This window comes from Methylophilus sp. QUAN, assembly GCF_015354445.1.
Lineage (GTDB): Bacteria > Pseudomonadota > Gammaproteobacteria > Burkholderiales > Methylophilaceae > Methylophilus.
On sequence record NZ_JADKYT010000003.1, the window covers coordinates 354,898 to 372,100 of the forward strand.

Genomic DNA, 17,203 nt, shown 5'->3' on the forward strand with positions numbered 1-17,203 from the left:
CAGTCGTCCTCTTTACACGTCACGCAACGTTTGTTGCAAAATACGTATGACCAGCGCATCAAAGTCCATGCCGGCCGCTTTGGCGGCCATCGGCACCAGGCTATGGTCGGTCATACCCGGGCTAGTATTCACTTCCAGGAAGTAGTGTTTACCGGCTTCATCCATCAGAAAGTCAACGCGGCCCCAGCCACGGCAACCCAGTACGTTAAAAGCCTGCAAGGCTTCGGCCTGGATTTGCTTTTCCTGCGCGGCAGACAGGCCGCTCGGGCAGCGATACTCGGTGTCATCACGCAAGTACTTGGCTTCGTAATCGTAATATTCATTTTTAGGCACAATGCGCACGATAGGCAATGCAGTCTCACCCAGGATGCCGACGGTATACTCCCCACCGCCGACAAACTGCTCGGCAATCACCAGTGGGTCTGACTGTTTGGCCAGGCTATAAGCCGCCATTAAATCGCCCGCCTGCTTGACCTTACTCACCCCAATGCTGGAGCCTTCGTTCGCCGGTTTTACAAACAGCGGCAAGCCAAGCGCAGTGACCACATTTTCTGCATGCGTACTGTCATCCATCAGCACATAGTTAGGCGTGGTGACACCAGCAGCTGTCCACAACAATTTGGTACGCCATTTATCCATGCCCAGCGCAGAAGCCATGACGCCGCTGCCGGTGTAAGGAATATCCATCAGCTCCAACGCACCTTGAATCGTGCCGTCTTCACCGTAGCGGCCATGCAAGGCGATAAAGGCGCGGTCAAACGCTTTCAAGGCAGACAGGTCCTGGCTGGCCGGATCAAACGCATGCGCATCCACGCCCTGACGTTGCAATGCCGCCAAGACAGCAGAACCACTTTTGAGCGACACTTCACGCTCGCCAGAACGGCCGCCAAACAGTACCGCGACCTTGCCAAATGACTGTTGACTCACACTCATACTTTTAAAACACCTTCCCCAATCACTTTCACTTCCTGTATCAACGCGATCCCTTGCTGTTCAAGCACCGTGGTTTTGACGTGCTCAATCAAGGTTTCAATGTCAGCCGCTGTCGCCTGACCCAAATTCACAATAAAGTTGGCATGCTTTTCAGACACCTGCGCCCCACCAATGGTGGTGCCTTTGAGTCCTGACGCTTCTATCAACCTGGCAGCAAAATCACCCTCAGGATTCCTGAAGGTTGACCCTGCGCTCGGCATATTCAGTGGCTGGCTCGCCAGGCGTTTTGCCAGCAACTGCTTGATCTGTTCGGCAGACGCCTTACCATCGCCTGCGGGTACCGCAAACCAGCTGCCCAGAAACCACTCGTCTGCCGCCGGATGCACCACATGGCGATAAGTAGGCTGGTATTCGGCCTTTGCACGCACTTGCACCACCCCGGCACGGTTAATGGTTTTCACCTCATCCACCCACTGCCAGGTTTCGCCACCATAACAACCAGCATTCATCGCCAGCGCACCACCCACCGTGCCTGGAATACCCGCCATAAACTCGGCACCCGCCTTATTATGGCTGGCAGCAAAACGGGCCAATTTGGCGCAAGTCACACCAGCATCGGCGTACACACGCTCACCCTGCATCTCCAGTGCTTGCAGCGCCTGGTGCATGACCACGACGGTGCCGCGCACACCGCCATCACGCACCAGCAAGTTGCTACCCAGACCAATAAAGGTCAGTGGTTCGCTGGCGGGCAACTGCTGCAAAAACTGCTGCAAATGTTCTACGCTATCAGCCAGCACCAGGCGATCGGCCGGTCCACCCACGCGCCAGCTGGTATAGCGGGCCAATGGCTCGTTATTCAGCACTTGCAGGCCAGCCGCTTTTAATCCTGAGGCGCTCATACGCTAGCCAACTCCCTGGTTTTCGCTGCAACGCTACCAATATTGCCAGCGCCCATCACCACCACCACATCACCCGGTTGTACACTTTCCAGGATGGTGGCTGGCAGCTCATCTGTGGTTTCCACAAAGCGTGGCTCGACCTTGCCATTCACCCGAATCGCACGAATCAGGCTACGCGTATCTGCCGCCACAATCGGCGCTTCTCCTGCCGAGTACACTTCTGTCAGCAACAAGGCGTCGACGGTGGACAACACTTTGACGAAATCTTCAAAGCAGTCACGCGTGCGCGTATAGCGGTGCGGCTGGAACGCCAGCACCAGGCGACGGTCTGGGAAAGCCCCACGCGCAGCCGCAATCACCGCCTGCATCTCAATCGGGTGATGACCGTAGTCATCCACCAGGGTAAAGTGACCGCCATTGGCCGGGATTTCGCCGTAGCGCTCAAAACGGCGACCAACACCGCGGAACTCTGCCAGCGCTTTCAGGATGGCGGCATCCGGCACATTCAACTCAGTGGCAATCGCAATCGCTGCCAGCGCATTCAGCACATAATGATGACCAGGCAAGTTCAGCGTCACTTCGTTGCGCACGGTGATGCCGTTTTTACGCACCAGCGTGAAATGCATCTTGCCGTTATCGGCCACAATATTCTCGGCGCGAATTGCAGCCTCTTCATGTGTGCCGTAAGTGGTGACCGGACGGGTCACGCGCGGCAGGATTTCACGCACATTGGCATCATCAATACACAACACCGCCATGCCCCAGAACGGGATCTGCTGCAAAAATTCGACGAACGCGGTTTTGAGCTTTTCAAAACTGTGTTCATAGGTATCCATATGGTCTTGATCGATATTGGTCACCACCGCCATGATCGGTGTCAGGTGCAAGAAGGACGCATCCGATTCGTCAGCTTCCACCACAATCCACTCGCCGGTGCCCAGACGTGCATTGGCGCTGGCGGCTTCCAGTTTGCCGCCGATGACAAAGGTCGGGTCCATATCTGCTTCGGCCAGAATGCTGGCAATCAGGCTGGTGGTGGTGGTTTTGCCATGTGTACCCGCCACGGCAATGCCCTGCTTGAAACGCATCAGCTCGGCCAGCATCACCGCCCGTGGAATCACGGGCACTTTGCGCGCACGCGCAGCAATGATTTCCGGGTTTTCTTCGTTAATGGCACTGGAGACCACCACCACGTCGGCGTCATTCAGATGCTCGGTGGCGTGGCCTTGAAACACGGTGGCACCAAAACCTTGCAAACGCTTGGTGGTGGCATTGCTGGCCAGGTCAGACCCACTGACTTCAAAATCCAGGTTCAGCAACACCTCAGCAATGCCGCTCATGCCTGAGCCGCCGATGCCGATAAAGTGAATTTTTTTAACTTTATGTTTCATACTAAACCTGGTTTCCGTTAGTCTTCTTTGCCGCCAGTTGCTGGCAAACCTCTGCAACCACTGTAGTGGCTTGCGGCCTCGCCAGCGCACGTGCTTTTTGCGCCATAGACAAACAAGCTGGCCTATCCAGTGTTTGCAAAATCGCCGCCAATTGAGCGACATCCATATCACGCTGCTGTATCAACAACGCCGCACCTGCCTGCTGCAGGTAAGCCGCATTCGTCGTCTGATGGTCATCCACTGCAAACGGGAACGGCACTAAAATACTGGCAGCGCCCACGTTAGCCAATTCAGCCACCGTCAAGGCACCAGAACGGCAAATCACCAAATCAGCCCAGGCATACACTTCTGCCATATCGTGAATAAAGGCACGGCAATCTGCGGCTACACCGGCATCGGCATAGGCTTTTTTCAGCGCTTCAAACTGTTTTTCACCGGCCTGGTGAATGATCTGCGGACGCGCATTGGCAGATAACTGGGCAAAGGCCTGTGGCAACAAGGTATTCAAGGCGACCGCACCCAGGCTGCCGCCCACCACTAACACGCGCAACACGCCATGATGGTCGGCAAAACGTTGCTCCGGTGTGGGCAAGGTCGTAATGCCTTCACGCACCGGATTACCGACCATCTCGCCTTTTGCGCCCAAAGCACCAGGGAAACCGGTTAATACACGGCTAGCGATCTTGGCCAGCACTTTATTGGTCAGGCCAGCAATGGAGTTTTGCTCGTGTATCACCAGCGGCACACCTGCCAGTTTGGCCATCACACCACCCGGGAACGCCGCAAAGCCGCCCATGCCCAACACCACATCCGGCTGATGTTGACGGATCGCCTGCCTGGCTTGTGCAAAGGCACGCACCAGCTTCACCGGCAAAGTCAGCCAGCCTAGCAGGCCTTTGCCACGTACACCGCGCATGGTCATCATGGCTTTGTCATAAGGTTTGTCGGCAATCAGGCGGTTTTCCATACCGCCTTCAGTGGCCAGCCAGACAATTTTCCAGCCTTGCGCCTGCAGCGCGTCGGCCACAGCCATGGCTGGGTAAACGTGACCACCCGTGCCGCCCGCCATCACCATCAATGTGTATGAACGGCTCATCAGTTCAAGCCTTTCTGCAAGCGACGGTTCTCAAAATCGATACGCAGCAGCACCGACAGCGCAATGCAATTCGCCAGGATGCCGCTACCACCGTAAGACAGCAATGGCAGGGTCAGCCCTTTGGTCGGTAACAGGCCCATATTCACACCCATATTGATAAAGCCTTGCACGCCCATCCACACACCAATGCCTTGCGCCAGCAAGGCAGAGTAATAACGTTCGTTAGCCACCGCTTCTTTGGCGATACTGAAGGCACGGATCACCAGCCAGGCAAACAGCAACACCACCACCAGCACGCCGACATAGCCCAGCTCTTCTGCCACCACTGCCAGCAGGAAGTCGGTATGCGCCTCTGGCAAGTACAATAATTTTTCCACGCTGCCACCCAGGCCAACACCCCAGAACTCGCCACGGCCAAATGCGATCAGCGCATGCGACAACTGGTAACCGGTATCAAACGGGTCATCAAACGGATTCAGAAAGCCTTTCATACGTTCAAGACGATATGGCTCCATCACCACCAGGCCGATCACGGCCAATGGCAAGGCGCCCAGTAGGCCCAGGAAGATTTTCAGGTCTACACCACCCAGCCACATAATGGCAAACGCAATAGACGCCGTCACGGCAAAGGCGCCAAAATCTGGCTCGCGCAACAAGAGCACACCCACAAACGCCATCACGCCCAGCATGGGCAAGAATCCTTTTTGAAAACTGTGCATATTGCTGGCTTTGCGCACCACATAATCGGAGGCGTACATGGCAATAAATAACTTCATAAGCTCTGAAGGTTGCAGGTTCATCACCAGCAGAGAAATCCAGCGGCGGCTACCGTTCACCACTTTGCCGATGCCTGGAATCAGCACCATGATGAGCAGCACAATGCCCATAATGAACAGGTAAGGCGACATTTTCTGCCACCAGGCCATGGGGATCTGGAACACAATCACGGCTGCCACCAGGCCGACCACGATATACAGAGCCTGACGCACCAGGAAATAGGTGCTGTTATGGCCAAACATCTTGCTCGAATCGGCATAGGCAATCGAGGCGGAATACACCATGACCATGCCAAATGCCAGCAAGGACAACACCACCCACAACAACGACACATCGTAGTTGGGGGAGTTGTAACGCTCGCGGTTCATCATTAACGGCCCAAGCATGCGGCCTCCATGGCTTTGACAGCCTCGACAAACACCTGCGCCCTGTGTTCGTAATTACGGAACATATCAAAGCTGGCGCACGCCGGTGACAACAGGACGGCATCGCCTTCTTCAGCCAGCGTTTTGGCAATATGGACGGCAGCAGTTAAATCGACTGCATCGACCACCGGCAATTGCAGGTTATGCAAGACTTGCTGGATTTTGGGGGCATCGCGGCCGATGAGCACCACGGCCCTGGCATGATGCAAAATCGCTTCACGCAAAGGTGTAAAATCCTGGCCCTTGCCGTCACCACCGGCAATCAATACCACTTTTTGCGGCTTGCCCTGCTTGAGCATGCCACTGATAGCCGCGCAGGTCGCGCCTACATTGGTGCCTTTGGAGTCATCGTAGAAATCCACATCGTCGATATTGGCCACCCACTCCACGCGGTGTGGCAAGCCAGCAAACGCCTGCACCGTATGCAGGATAGAGACTTTGTCGATACCGATGGCTTGCGTCAGCGCAATGGCTGCCAGCGCGTTGGCGATATTGTGTTTGCCGCGAATCTGCAAGCTGTCAGCTTCAATGTAATGACGGTTGCCCGCGCATAACCAGCCCGCGTCGTTGAGGCCGTAATCATTAATGGACGGTGCCGGATTCACTCCAAACGACACCTGTGGCAACTGACCTGCCAGGGCCGCACTGGCAGGGTCATCACGATTGACCACGGCAATGCGTGCGTGCTGGTAAATGCGCGCCTTGGCTTGCGCGTAGCCTTCCATGCCGTCGTAGCGATCCATATGATCTTCAGACAGATTCAGGACAGTGGCTGCATCCACTTGCAATTGATGCAGGGCTTCTAATTGGAAACTGGATAATTCCAGCACATAGACATCAGGCGCGGTCATCTGCAAGGTATCCAGCACCGGCAAACCGATATTGCCCGCCACAATGGTGTTCAACCCGGCCTGTTTGCAGATTTCACCCACCAGCGAGGTCACGGTCGTTTTACCATTGGAACCCGTAATCGCAATCACTTTGGCATAAGGGGCGCGAAAGCGTGCAAACAGCTCTACATCGCCGACCACCGCTTTGCCTTCCGACATGAGTTGCGCGATGACCGGCTCGTTTAATGAGACGCCAGGGCTTGCCACAATTAAATCCATGCCAGCTAACAATGCATGGTTAAACGGACCCAGGTGGCACTCCACCTCAGGAAACTCTGCATGCAATCGATCTTGCCCGGCCGGGTGCAGGCGTGAGTCGAACATCACGACGTCTGCGCCCATATGTCGCAGCCAGCGCAAGGCTGAGAAGCCGGTATCACCCAGTCCCAGTACCGCAATCCGCTGTTGTTCAAACTGTTTTTTCATGTTCACGCCCGACGATTGTTCCGTGCCTTATCGCAATTTCAGGGTAGATAAACCGACCAGCACCAGCATCATGGTGATAATCCAGAAACGCACCACGACCTGTGTCTCTTTCCAGCCTTTTTGCTCATAGTGATGATGCAAAGGCGCCATGAGGAAAATACGTTTACCGGTCCCGGTCATCTTTTTGGTGTATTTGAAATAAAGGACTTGTGCGGCCACCGAGAAGGTTTCCACCACAAACACGCCGCCCATGATGAACAACACGATTTCCTGGCGCACAATCACCGCCACCACACCCAGTGCAGCCCCCAGCGCCAACGCGCCAACATCGCCCATAAACACTTCTGCCGGATAAGCGTTAAACCACAGGAAACCCAAGCCAGCACCGGCCATCGCCGCACAAAACACCATCAACTCACTGGCACCGGCGACATATGGAATGCCCAGGTATTTAGAAAACACCGCATGCCCGGCCACATAAGAGAAAATCGCCAGCGCACTGCCTACCATCACTGTAGGCAAAGTCGCCAGGCCATCCAGGCCGTCAGTCAGGTTGACGGCATTGCTGCTACCTACAATCACCAGGTAGGTCAACACAATGAAACCCACCGCGCCCAGCGGGAATACCAGGTGCTTAAAGAAAGGTACGATCAACGTCGTTTCAACCGGTGTGGTCGACGTGGCATATAAAAACCCTGCTACCCCCAGGCCAACCAGGCTTTGCCAGAAATATTTAGCTTTGGCAGACAGGCCTTTAGGGTTTTTGTAGACCACTTTGCGGTAATCATCGACCCAGCCCACCGCGCCGAAACCCAGTGTCGTAATCAGCACTACCCAGATAAAGCGGTTATGCAGGTTGCCCCACAACAAGGTTGAAATTGAAATCGCCACCAGGATCAGGGCGCCGCCCATGGTTGGCGTCCCAGCCTTGACCAGATGTGTTTGCGGACCATCATCACGCACCGCCTGGCCAACTTTGTATTCAGTCAGCTTGCGGATCATGGCTGGCCCGACCAGGAACGAAATAGCCAGCGCTGTCAGCGTCGCCAGTACGGCACGGAACGTGATGTAATTGAATACATGAAATCCGTGTACATCTGATGCCAGCCATTTGGTCAGTTCTAATAACATATGCTTCCCTATTTCCCCACTAATTCAGTGGTTTGCGATTCCACCAACGATTCCACTAGCGCATTCACCACGCGCTCCATTTGCATAAAGCGCGAGCCTTTGACCAATACCACGTCATTCGCCGTTGTTTCAGCCTGCAAAGCGGCCACCAAAGCCTCCAACGAAGCAAAATGCTGCGCCTGTGCACCAAACGCCTGTACCGCCGCCGGCGTGAAATTACCCAGGGCATACAGCTTGCCGATACCATGTTCTTTGGCATAACGGCCGATTTGCATATGCATGGCCTCAGCATCTGCGCCCAGCTCACCCATATCCCCCATCACAAACACCGTGTTTGTACCGGCATGCTTCAGTACATCCAGCGCGGCCTTCATGGAGTCAGGGTTGGCGTTATACGTGTCATCAATCACTTTGGCGCCGTTGGCCGCTTGCTTCACCTGCAAGCGCCCTTTAACCCCGGCGAAACCTTGCAGTCCCTGGGCAACGTCGGCCAGGCTAGCCCCTGCGGCTAAACTCGCAGCAGCCGCCGCCAAGGCATTCATGATGTTGTGCACACCTGGCACGGACAGCGTTAACGTCACAGCCTCGCCCTGATAATGCAATTTGAAGCTGGATGCATCGCCCAGCACTTCACCGCGAACATCAGCGGCCGGATGCATGCCAAATGTCAGCACCTGCCGACCAGCGTTCAACCCGCGCCAGTAGTCGGCAAACTCACTGTCGGCATTGATGACGGCGATGCCATCCTGGCTCAGTCCGGCAAAGATTTCGCCTTTGGCTTTAGCAATATTTTCGCGCGAACCCAGTTCACCAATATGCGCCGTGCCAGCGTTATTAATCACCGCCACATTGGGGCGTGCAAGGCGGGTCAGGTAATCAATCTCGCCCAGGTGATTCATGCCCATCTCGATCACGGCGCAGCGATGTGTTGCTTGCAAACGCAGCAATGTCAGCGGCATGCCAATATCGTTGTTAAAGTTACCGGCCGTGGCTAACACCTTGTCAGCGCCACCGACATGCGCCTGCATGATGGCCGCGATCATTTCCTTGGTGGTGGTCTTGCCATTGCTACCAGTCACGGCAATCAGCGGCAAAGCCAGCTGTTGGCGCCACCAGCTAGCCAATTGACCCAAGGCCAGGCGCGTATCTTTCACCAGTACGGTCGGCAAGCTACTCGTGACCGATTTACTCACCAGCGCCGCTACGGCGCCTTGATTGGCCACTTGCGGCAGGAAGTCATGACCGTCAAACTTTTCACCCGGTAACGCCACGAATAGCTGACCTGGCAGCACACGGCGGCTATCGGTATCTACCGAAGTCACAGTCACCTCTGCGCCCTGCTGCAAAGTGCCTTGTAAAACGTCAGCGATGGTTTTCAGCGCGATCATGCCTGTGCCTTCCGATTCGAAGCATCTTGATTCAATGCGCTCTTTTTCAAAGCGTTTTGTACCCAATCGGCATCACTGAATGGATAGCGTATGCCCTGAATCTCCTGATAATCCTCATGGCCTTTACCTGCCACCAGCACCACATCGCCCTTGCCGGCCTGACTCACAGCCAGCGCAATCGCCTTGGCGCGGTCTGTTTCCACCGTCGCCTCACGGGCCATGCCTTCAGCAATCGCCGCGATAATGGCGTAAGGGTTTTCACTGCGTGGATTGTCATTGGTGATGATGACGCTATCGGCCAACTCGTCAGCAATACGGCCCATTTCGCTACGCTTGCCACTGTCGCGGTCACCACCACAGCCAAAGACACACGCCAGTTTGCCGCGTGCCTGGGTACGCAGGGTATGCAAGGCCTTCTCCAGCGCATCTGGCGTATGTGCGTAATCCACCACCACCAGCGGCAAGTCTCCGCCGCCAAACATCTGCATGCGCCCGGCCACCGGCACCAGGCCAGACACGGCTTGCAGGGCAGCAGGTAGCGCCACTTCGTTCACCAGCAGGCAAGTCAACACGGCCAGGGCGTTATAGACGTTGAACTGCCCCAGGGCATGTAACTGAATATCGCCAGTGCCTTGCGCTGTGCGCACCTGAATTTCAAAACCGGTAGCATGCATGGTCACAGCCGTTGCACACACATCAGCCTGCGCATGCAAGCCATAGCTCAATACTTTTTTACCTTGCTTGCGCAAATCTTCAATCAGCGCCAGGCCAAACAGATCATCTGCATTGACGACTGCCGCTGACAGGGTTTGCCAGTCAAACAGTTTGCGTTTGGCCGCCTGGTAGGCTTCCATGGTCAGGTGGTAATCAAGATGGTCGCGCGTGATGTTGGTCAGCACAGCAACATCAAAAGCCACGCCATTGACACGGCCTTGATCCAGGCCATGGGAAGACACTTCCATGGCCACCATGCGTACGTCATCCAGCACAAATGTCGCCAGCATTTTTTGCAGTTCTACCGGGCCAGGCGTGGTGTTTTGTGTCGCTTGCAAATCTTCCAGCGCGCCATTACCTAATGTGCCGATGACAGCAGATTTTTGCTGCAAAAAGCGATACGCCTGCGCCAGCCAATGCGTCACCGTGGTTTTTCCGTTGGTGCCAGTGACACCCACGCACCACATCTGCTCGGATGGGTCTTTGTAAAACTGGCTGGCGATATGGCCGACCTGGGACTTGAGGTCAGCAATGGCGATGTTATGCACCTGCCATTCAGGCTTCCAGTCAAAACCCTGGCTATCCCAGATCACCGTATTGGCACCTTTGGCAATTGCATCTTCAATATAATCGCGACCATCGCTGTGCTGGCCCGGATAGGCCAGAAACAAGCCATGCTTTTCCACCTGGCGGCTGTCTGCAGTAATGCCGTGCACTGGCGCTGGAATAATGTATTTACTCACATCGCCTCCTTCACTTCAGCCGCATCAGCAGGGGTGGTCGCTGGAATGGCATTACCATCTTGTGGAATCACCAGCATACGCAGCACATCATTCATCACTGCGCTAAAGACCGGCGCAGCCACGCTGCCACCGTAGTATTCACCATTGCTAGGCTCATCAATCATCACCGCCATAATCAGGCGTGGATTAGAGGCAGGCACCATGCCAACAAAAGAACCGACGTATTTGTCATGCTCGTAACCATGATCGCCCAGCTTGTGCGCAGTGCCTGTTTTGCCCGCGACACGATAGCCGGTGACCTGTGCTTTCAAAGCGGTACCGCCTGGCTGCACGACCAGTTCCAGCATGTCTTTGACTGAATTAGCCACTTTGGCAGAAAACACCTGGCGACCAACTGGTGGTTCAGACAACTTGGTCAGCGTGACAGGGAGTAACTCGCCTTCATTGGCAAATACGGTGTAGGCGCGTGCCAATTGCAACAAAGTCACGCTAATGCCGTGACCGTAGGACATCGTCGCCTGCTCAATCGGGCGCCAGGTTTTGTAATCACGCACCTTGCCAGAGGCTTCACCAGGGAAACCAATTTTGGTGGCTGAGCCAAACCCCAGTTGCACATAGGTGTTCCATAGTTGCTCGCGGTTTAAATCGAGCGCCATCTTGGCCGAGCCAACGTTGGAGGATTTCTGGATTACTTGCGACACAGTGAGCACCTGGTTCGGGTGTGCGTCATGAATGGTGGCCGTGCCTATACGCAAGTAGCCCGGTGCGGTCTGGATTTTGGTATCAGGTTGGTAAGGGCCAAACTCCATGGCGGCGGCCGCAGTCACCGGTTTCATGGTCGAGCCCGGTTCAAAAATATTCACAATCGCCGAGTTGCGCAATTTGCTGGCCACATTGACCGGATTATTGGGGTTATAAGTCGGGATATTCACCAGCGCCAGCACTTCACCGGTTTTGGCATCCAGCACCACAGCCGCCGCCGCTTTGGCCTTGTGTTTTTCAACCGCACGTGACAATTCACGGTGCACCACATATTGCACGGTACGGTCTATGCTCAGCACCAGATCCTGGCCATCGTGCGGTAACTTCACGGCCACAAGGTCTTCCACCACATGGCCTTTGCGGTCACGCACAAAGTCACGCTTGCCCGCGCTGCCGGACAATACGTTGTTACGGTAAAGCTCCATGCCTTCAACACCGGTGTCATCCACGCCAGTGAAACCGACGATATGCGCCGTCACTTCTGCCGCCGGGTAGAAGCGTTTGTATTCCTTTTGACTGAATACGCCGGGCACTTTCATCGCCATCACCTGTTTTGCCACATCGGGCGCCACTCTCCGTTTGATATACACAAATTCTTTTTTCTTTTTTTGCAGCTTTTGCTGCAATTCCTTGGCTGGCATTTCCAGCAACTTGGACATTTGCTTTAACTGCGCAGCCGTCACCTGCACGTCAGTCGGGTTCGCCCAGACTGACTCCACCGGCAAACTGATCGCCAATGGCTTGAAATTACGGTCATAAATCTTGCCGCGATGCGGCATCAACACCACTTTGCGCCGCGAAAATGCTTCACCCTTTTTAATCAGGTAATCTTTATGCAAGGTTTGCAGGTAAAACCCGCGCCCCAGCAGCAAGACAAAACTCAACAGCAGCAACACCAGTAGCGTTCTTCTGCGCCAGGCCGGCAATTTCACCAGCTTGTGTTGACTCTCTTTAAGCAGCATGACCATTCACTCGCAATGACTCCGGTTATGGCGCAGGCGGCACATCAACCATAATCACTTGTGTTTGCTGCATGCTCGGGCTATGCATATGCAAGCGCGTGGTGGCAAAGTCTTCCAGCCGCGAATGCATGGCCCAGGTGCTTTGCTCGATCTGCAACTGGTCATATTCCGTCATATATTGCTTGGTCAACACTTCTTGCCTGTCCAGCTCAAAATACAATTTGCGCGCCTTGTATTGCGCCGTCACCACGCCCAGGGCCATGGCAATCGTCAACGCAAACAAAATCAAATTCAGCCGGACCATGAAACAACCTATTGCACCTGCGTGCGTTCAGCCACACGCAACACCGCACTGCGTGAACGTACATTAGCCGCCACTTCGGCCTTACCAGGCTTGATAGCTTTACCCACTGCCAGCAAGCGCGGCTGCGGCAAGTCCTTAGCGCGCACCGGCAACCCGGCAGGCAGGTTATCCCTGTCCACTTCCGACTGGATAAAGCGCTTGACGATGCGGTCTTCCAGCGAATGGAAGCTGATCACCGCCAACCGACCTTGCGGACGCAACAACTGCAAACAATCTGGCAACACTAGCGAGAGTTCCTCAAGCTCTTGATTGACGAAAATCCGTAAAGCTTGAAATGTGCGCGTTGCAGGGTTCTGGCCCGGCTCATTCTTGGGGATGGCGCCTGCCACGATCTTGGCAAGTTGCCCTGTAGTGGTGATGGCATGCCCATCTTCGCGCTCTTTAACAATCGCCCTTGCAACCTGCTTAGCAAACCGTTCTTCACCATAATCCCTAATCACCTCAGCCAATTGTTTTTCAGACATCGTCGCCAACCACTCTGCGGCGGTTTTGCCCCGACTTTGATCCATGCGCATATCCAGCGGCCCGTCAAAACGGAAACTGAAACCGCGCACACCCTCATCAATTTGCGGTGACGAAATACCCAGATCGAGCAAAATCCCGTCTACCGCCTGCACGCCCAGCTCAGCCAACACTGTTGCCATGGCCGAAAAATGCGCATGCACCATCGTAAAACGCGCATCGGCAATCGTTTGCCCATGCGCCACTGCCGCCAGATCGCGATCCAAGCCGATCAGACGCCCTTTGCTACCCAATTTGGAAAGAATAAGACGGCTGTGCCCACCACGCCCGAAGGTGCCATCGACATACACACCATCGGCCTGCACATTCAGCGCATCCACCGCTTCATGCAACAACACGGTGATATGACTGGCGGCGACTGGTGACACTGACGTTTCCGTCAAGGACGCGGGCGCTGACTTCGCGCCCCGCGTCATAGCGAGAATCCTTCTAGCTCTTGCGGTATCTGCAACTGGTCGGTCGCCATCAGGCTTTCCAGTTGCTGATCCCATGCGGCAACATCCCACAACTCAAAATGACTGCCTTGCCCGACCATCATCACATCTTTGTCGAGCTTAGCGAATTTGCGCAGTACGGCATTCACCAGCAAACGGCCCGCTGAGTCCAGATGCATCACATCTGCCTGGCCAACGATCATGCGCTGAATACCACTGGTTTGAGGATTAAAACTGGACAAACTGGTCAGCTTAGTTTCAATCGGCTCCCAAGCTGCTTGTGGGTACAAAATCAGGCAGCGGTGCGGATGAGCCGTGAGCACGACCTCGCCCTGCCCGCCAGCCGTCAGGGCGTCGCGATGCTTGGCCGGCACACTGAGCCGTCCTTTAGCATCCAAACTTAACTGTACCGCCCCGCGAAACATCAATATTGACCTTTATCCATTCATTTTGTTTAAAAGCGGGATAAATTTCCCACAATTCAACACAAAATTACCCTTTTGCACACTATAGATAAAAAAAAAGTGCTTGGCAAGCACTTTGGGAGAAAAAATCCCTTTTAAAGACAACGACTTAGAGCATTTTAACAAAGCAATTCAAATCAATATATTGGCGCAATAAACACATAAAGTTGTTTAATAAAAATAGCTATCTCATTGAAAATATTGAATAATTAAAAAATGTTATTTTTTGATGATTCTTTGTGCAAAAAATAGGTCAACCTCAGCATCCCCTCACGCTTAATAGACTATTGCGATGCAGCTTTCTCCACGATTGAAATTCCTGATCATAGGCACCGTGATTTTGCTGGCCATGGAATGGCGTACCTGGTGGCTCTACCTGAGTCCACCGCCAGACTTTAGCCATGGGCAAGTGGTGCTCTACGCCACCGACTGGTGCCCGTATTGCGAAAAAACACGGGCGCTGCTGGCAGCCAAAGGTATCCCATATCAGGAAATGAATATCGAAACCTCGGCAGAAGCACGCAGCCAATACCAACGGCTGGCCGCGAACGGTGTGCCAGTATTACTGGTGGCAGGGGATGTGGTGCGAGGTTATCAGCAGAAAAAAATGGAAACTTTACTGGATCACTGGCAACGACAAGCAGCCAGCCCTGCTAAATAGCGGGTGAACATCACAGACAGGCCGTCATCATGAGCGCCCGCGATCGTCAGGCCGTCACAGCTGACTGGCGCGACCGTTTATTTTCGTACATGCGCTCATCCGCCAACTGCATGAGTTCGGTGATGTTCTCAGCCTCATAGTAATAGGCAGACCCTGCGCTGGCACCAGAAAACTCAAACCCCTCCAGGCGCACGCTTTCAATTGCTTTTTGCAGTGCCTGCTCAACCACCCGCACCTCGCCTTTGTGTGCCAACACGGCAAACTCATCCCCTCCCAGTCGGTATAAGACGAGATGGCTACCCAAATAGTGCTGATAGTGTTTTGCGAAACTCACTAGCAACGCGTCACCACGCGCATGACCATAATGATCGTTGTAAAACTTGAGTCCATCCAGATCAATAAAGGTCATACTGCCATGCATGGGCATCTGTTCCAGCGCTTTGACAAAAGCATAGCGATTCGGCAGGCTGGTTAAGGCATCCGAATTTGCCACCTTCTCTGTCATGCCCAGCGCCTCCAGGGCTTCTTCTTTTTCTTTACGCAATTGGGAGAACTGAAAGGAAAGCACCAATGCCAGCAACACCACCTCAATAGCAACACTCAGCAGCCCCAGATGTTCGATATACAAATCAAATTGCTCATGCAGCTTGCTGAGGCTAATGGTAATAATGCCACAGACAAAAAACAGGCTAATCGCGATGAAATAGCGTTTTGCCGTTGCATTTTTACGTTGGCTGAGCCTGATTGCCGCTGCCAGTCCGAAACATAAAAACAGTCCAACCTCATAGCGGCAAAGCTGCAATGCCCAATTGGGGTAGGCGATTGCCAGCAACAGAAACACCCCCATTACCACCAGAATGACCACGCCGGTGTAATAAAGTCGCCGGTGCTGATAACGATTGATTTCCAGCAGATGTATCACAAACAACATGTAAGCCATGCTGGACACTAGCACAGGCATCGACACCCAATAGATGGCGTGCAAATTGAACAGGTCCGAGAGGACAAGCAGCGCCGCACTGTTGTAAATAAAATTACCGGCAATAAAAATTGCATACATGGCTTCCACGCTACGATTACGACTCGTCGCGAGCACCGCATAATAGATTCCCAGCCCACAAAAGATGCCCAGGGCAAACAGCGTCAGCGCATTACCACGCTTGATCGCTTGCATATACCCTGCCTGGTCTTGCAGATAAGGCTCAGGAATTGCCAGGTAATTGGTAGAGATCACTTGTGTGGCCAGGACGTATTTGCCTGGCGCCAAACTGACACTGCGGCCATGCCGCAAGAAAAAAGGATTCTCTATTTGATGACCAATGCCACCCTCGAGGCTTGCCACTTCACGCCCTTGCTGGTCATACAGCTGATGCCGGAAATATTCTATCGTACTGGTATTTTTGAAATCAAAAACGTACGCCTGCTGTTTATTGACTTCAAAAGAGGCAACATAAAGATAATGACCGCCTGTCAGGCTGACAGCGTCAACGTGAGAGTATTTTTTATGCAGCGGATCAGCAAGAAATTGATGGTGACTTTGCGCGCCGCCATACGGGCGTACAAGAGACCAATCACCCTCTATAGATTGGGGAGAGGCCTGCGCCAAGCCAGCGGACAGCACAGCGATTATGACCGCCATTAACACCCGGCCCAAGGTACTCAACATATAAAATCACCGCTTATTTAGCCATTCATACGCATGAACTATACAAGAAAGTGACTCCATCGCCCAGTTTAACGAATCGCACTCCCACCAATCTGGGACCTCACAAGTTTTTACGGCGGCATGCGCAGCCTGATTCAAGCTTGGGAAGAAGCCTCGTAAAGCCGTTGTGAAGCGAGAGAAAGTAAAGCCAACCGGTAAGCCGGGTTCTGTATCCACTTGCGTGGCGACAGTCATTCATCTAGGCGTGCAATTGCTCACACGCTCAAGCTATCTACCCGCTGGCAGCGCGAGCCACGCCTTATTACTTGCGTAAAGTGCCAGCCTATTTGATATTGCTGCAGATGGAGGTTACCGCGTTTCACCCGTTTCGACGCAAGTTCGCAACAAGTTGCTCACTGGTCGAACCGACTCGTCTCTGTGGCCCTATTCCTCACCTTATACTGTTACCAGCTTTCAGCGTACGGCCGTTAGCCGTCATCCCGCTCTGTGCAGCCCGGACTTTCCTCCCCCTGTTTACACAGGCGGCGACTGTCTGGTTGGCTTCAATGCCAT

The 17,203-nt window shown here is 54.0% G+C and carries 16 protein-coding genes and 1 other RNA gene; 2 read left to right on the forward strand and 15 right to left on the reverse strand.

Going from position 1 to position 17,203, the window contains the following annotated elements; genetic code table 11:
- Positions 1-12 precede the first annotated feature (12 nt).
- From INP79_RS14105 to mraZ, 13 genes are read right to left on the reverse strand one after another with little or no spacing between them, the layout of a single operon-like run.
- Entirely contained in the window at positions 13-933 is a 921-nt protein-coding gene (locus tag INP79_RS14105; RefSeq protein ID WP_194754861.1) for a D-alanine--D-alanine ligase, read from the reverse strand.
- Entirely contained in the window at positions 930-1,835 is a 906-nt protein-coding gene (murB, locus tag INP79_RS14110; protein ID WP_194754862.1) for a UDP-N-acetylmuramate dehydrogenase, read from the reverse strand. The genes INP79_RS14105 and murB overlap by 4 nt, the downstream gene beginning before the upstream one ends.
- Entirely contained in the window at positions 1,832-3,226 is a 1,395-nt protein-coding gene (gene murC / locus INP79_RS14115; RefSeq protein ID WP_194754863.1) for a UDP-N-acetylmuramate--L-alanine ligase, read from the reverse strand. The genes murB and murC overlap by 4 nt, the downstream gene beginning before the upstream one ends.
- Before the next feature lies 1 nt (position 3,227).
- Complete coding sequence (gene murG, locus INP79_RS14120; RefSeq protein WP_194754864.1) at positions 3,228-4,322, reverse strand: undecaprenyldiphospho-muramoylpentapeptide beta-N-acetylglucosaminyltransferase; 1,095 nt, start codon at positions 4,320-4,322, stop codon at positions 3,228-3,230.
- Positions 4,322-5,485: a putative lipid II flippase FtsW gene (ftsW, locus tag INP79_RS14125; protein WP_228520038.1), complete on the reverse strand. Its 1,164-nt coding sequence runs from the start codon at positions 5,483-5,485 to the stop codon at positions 4,322-4,324. Before ftsW ends, murG begins: the two co-directional genes overlap by 1 nt.
- Positions 5,470-6,840, reverse strand: coding sequence for a UDP-N-acetylmuramoyl-L-alanine--D-glutamate ligase (murD, locus tag INP79_RS14130; protein WP_194754865.1), 1,371 nt, complete (start codon positions 6,838-6,840; stop codon positions 5,470-5,472). The genes ftsW and murD overlap by 16 nt, the downstream gene beginning before the upstream one ends.
- Positions 6,841-6,867: 27 nt before the next feature.
- Positions 6,868-7,971 (reverse strand): phospho-N-acetylmuramoyl-pentapeptide-transferase, encoded by a 1,104-nt coding sequence (gene mraY / locus INP79_RS14135; protein ID WP_194754866.1) that lies wholly within the window; start codon positions 7,969-7,971, stop codon positions 6,868-6,870.
- Between the two features lie 8 nt (positions 7,972-7,979).
- Entirely contained in the window at positions 7,980-9,359 is a 1,380-nt protein-coding gene (gene murF, locus INP79_RS14140; RefSeq protein ID WP_194754867.1) for a UDP-N-acetylmuramoyl-tripeptide--D-alanyl-D-alanine ligase, read from the reverse strand.
- Positions 9,356-10,816 carry a UDP-N-acetylmuramoyl-L-alanyl-D-glutamate--2,6-diaminopimelate ligase gene (locus INP79_RS14145; RefSeq protein WP_194754868.1) on the reverse strand — a complete coding sequence of 487 codons (1,461 nt, stop codon included), beginning with the start codon at positions 10,814-10,816 and terminating at the stop codon, positions 9,356-9,358. Before INP79_RS14145 ends, murF begins: the two co-directional genes overlap by 4 nt.
- Positions 10,813-12,540 carry a peptidoglycan D,D-transpeptidase FtsI family protein gene (locus INP79_RS14150; protein ID WP_370583280.1) on the reverse strand — a complete coding sequence of 576 codons (1,728 nt, stop codon included), beginning with the start codon at positions 12,538-12,540 and terminating at the stop codon, positions 10,813-10,815. The genes INP79_RS14145 and INP79_RS14150 overlap by 4 nt, the downstream gene beginning before the upstream one ends.
- Positions 12,541-12,565: 25 nt before the next feature.
- Entirely contained in the window at positions 12,566-12,844 is a 279-nt protein-coding gene (gene ftsL, locus INP79_RS14155; protein WP_194754870.1) for a cell division protein FtsL, read from the reverse strand.
- Positions 12,845-12,852: 8 nt separating this feature from the next.
- Positions 12,853-13,842: a 16S rRNA (cytosine(1402)-N(4))-methyltransferase RsmH gene (gene rsmH, locus INP79_RS14160; protein ID WP_194754871.1), complete on the reverse strand. Its 990-nt coding sequence runs from the start codon at positions 13,840-13,842 to the stop codon at positions 12,853-12,855.
- A complete protein-coding gene (gene mraZ / locus INP79_RS14165) occupies positions 13,839-14,285 on the reverse strand; it encodes a division/cell wall cluster transcriptional repressor MraZ (RefSeq protein ID WP_194754872.1) in 447 nt (148 codons plus the stop codon). The genes rsmH and mraZ overlap by 4 nt, the downstream gene beginning before the upstream one ends.
- A 331-nt stretch (positions 14,286-14,616) precedes the next feature.
- On the opposite strand from mraZ, the gene INP79_RS14170 reads away from it, so the two are divergent.
- Positions 14,617-14,985 carry a glutaredoxin family protein gene (locus tag INP79_RS14170; RefSeq protein WP_228520040.1) on the forward strand — a complete coding sequence of 123 codons (369 nt, stop codon included), beginning with the start codon at positions 14,617-14,619 and terminating at the stop codon, positions 14,983-14,985.
- Positions 14,986-15,031: 46 nt separating this feature from the next.
- Here INP79_RS14170 and INP79_RS14175 read toward each other — a convergent pair whose 3' ends face one another.
- The gene (locus tag INP79_RS14175) at positions 15,032-16,327 is read right to left on the reverse strand and encodes a diguanylate cyclase (protein ID WP_194754873.1); all 1,296 of its coding nucleotides are present in this window, start codon (positions 16,325-16,327) and stop codon (positions 15,032-15,034) included.
- Here INP79_RS14175 and INP79_RS14180 point away from each other — a divergent pair.
- Positions 16,298-16,627 (forward strand): hypothetical protein, encoded by a 330-nt coding sequence (locus tag INP79_RS14180; protein WP_194754874.1) that lies wholly within the window; start codon positions 16,298-16,300, stop codon positions 16,625-16,627. The two genes, INP79_RS14175 and INP79_RS14180, sit on opposite strands and share 30 nt — an antisense overlap.
- A gap of 203 nt (positions 16,628-16,830) precedes the next feature.
- On the opposite strand, the gene rnpB is transcribed toward INP79_RS14180, so the two are convergent.
- An RNA gene (gene rnpB, locus INP79_RS14185) (RNase P RNA component class A) lies at positions 16,831-17,195 on the reverse strand.
- Positions 17,196-17,203 lie beyond the last annotated feature (8 nt).

Coding starts and splice junctions, on each gene's coding strand:
- INP79_RS14105 (WP_194754861.1), bottom strand. CDS start 933: ATGAGTGTGAGTCAACAGTCATTTGGCAAGGTCGCGGTACTGTTTGGC.
- INP79_RS14170 (WP_228520040.1), top strand. CDS start 14,617: ATGCAGCTTTCTCCACGATTGAAATTCCTGATCATAGGCACCGTGATT.
- INP79_RS14150 (WP_370583280.1), bottom strand. CDS start 12,540: ATGCTGCTTAAAGAGAGTCAACACAAGCTGGTGAAATTGCCGGCCTGG.
- murD (WP_194754865.1), bottom strand. CDS start 6,840: ATGAAAAAACAGTTTGAACAACAGCGGATTGCGGTACTGGGACTGGGT.
- INP79_RS14180 (WP_194754874.1), top strand. CDS start 16,298: ATGACCAATGCCACCCTCGAGGCTTGCCACTTCACGCCCTTGCTGGTC.
- murC (WP_194754863.1), bottom strand. CDS start 3,226: ATGAAACATAAAGTTAAAAAAATTCACTTTATCGGCATCGGCGGCTCA.
- mraZ (WP_194754872.1), bottom strand. CDS start 14,285: ATGTTTCGCGGGGCGGTACAGTTAAGTTTGGATGCTAAAGGACGGCTC.
- ftsL (WP_194754870.1), bottom strand. CDS start 12,844: ATGGTCCGGCTGAATTTGATTTTGTTTGCGTTGACGATTGCCATGGCC.
- murG (WP_194754864.1), bottom strand. CDS start 4,322: ATGAGCCGTTCATACACATTGATGGTGATGGCGGGCGGCACGGGTGGT.
- ftsW (WP_228520038.1), bottom strand. CDS start 5,485: ATGCTTGGGCCGTTAATGATGAACCGCGAGCGTTACAACTCCCCCAAC.
- rsmH (WP_194754871.1), bottom strand. CDS start 13,842: ATGACGCGGGGCGCGAAGTCAGCGCCCGCGTCCTTGACGGAAACGTCA.
- murF (WP_194754867.1), bottom strand. CDS start 9,359: ATGATCGCGCTGAAAACCATCGCTGACGTTTTACAAGGCACTTTGCAG.
- mraY (WP_194754866.1), bottom strand. CDS start 7,971: ATGTTATTAGAACTGACCAAATGGCTGGCATCAGATGTACACGGATTT.
- murB (WP_194754862.1), bottom strand. CDS start 1,835: ATGAGCGCCTCAGGATTAAAAGCGGCTGGCCTGCAAGTGCTGAATAAC.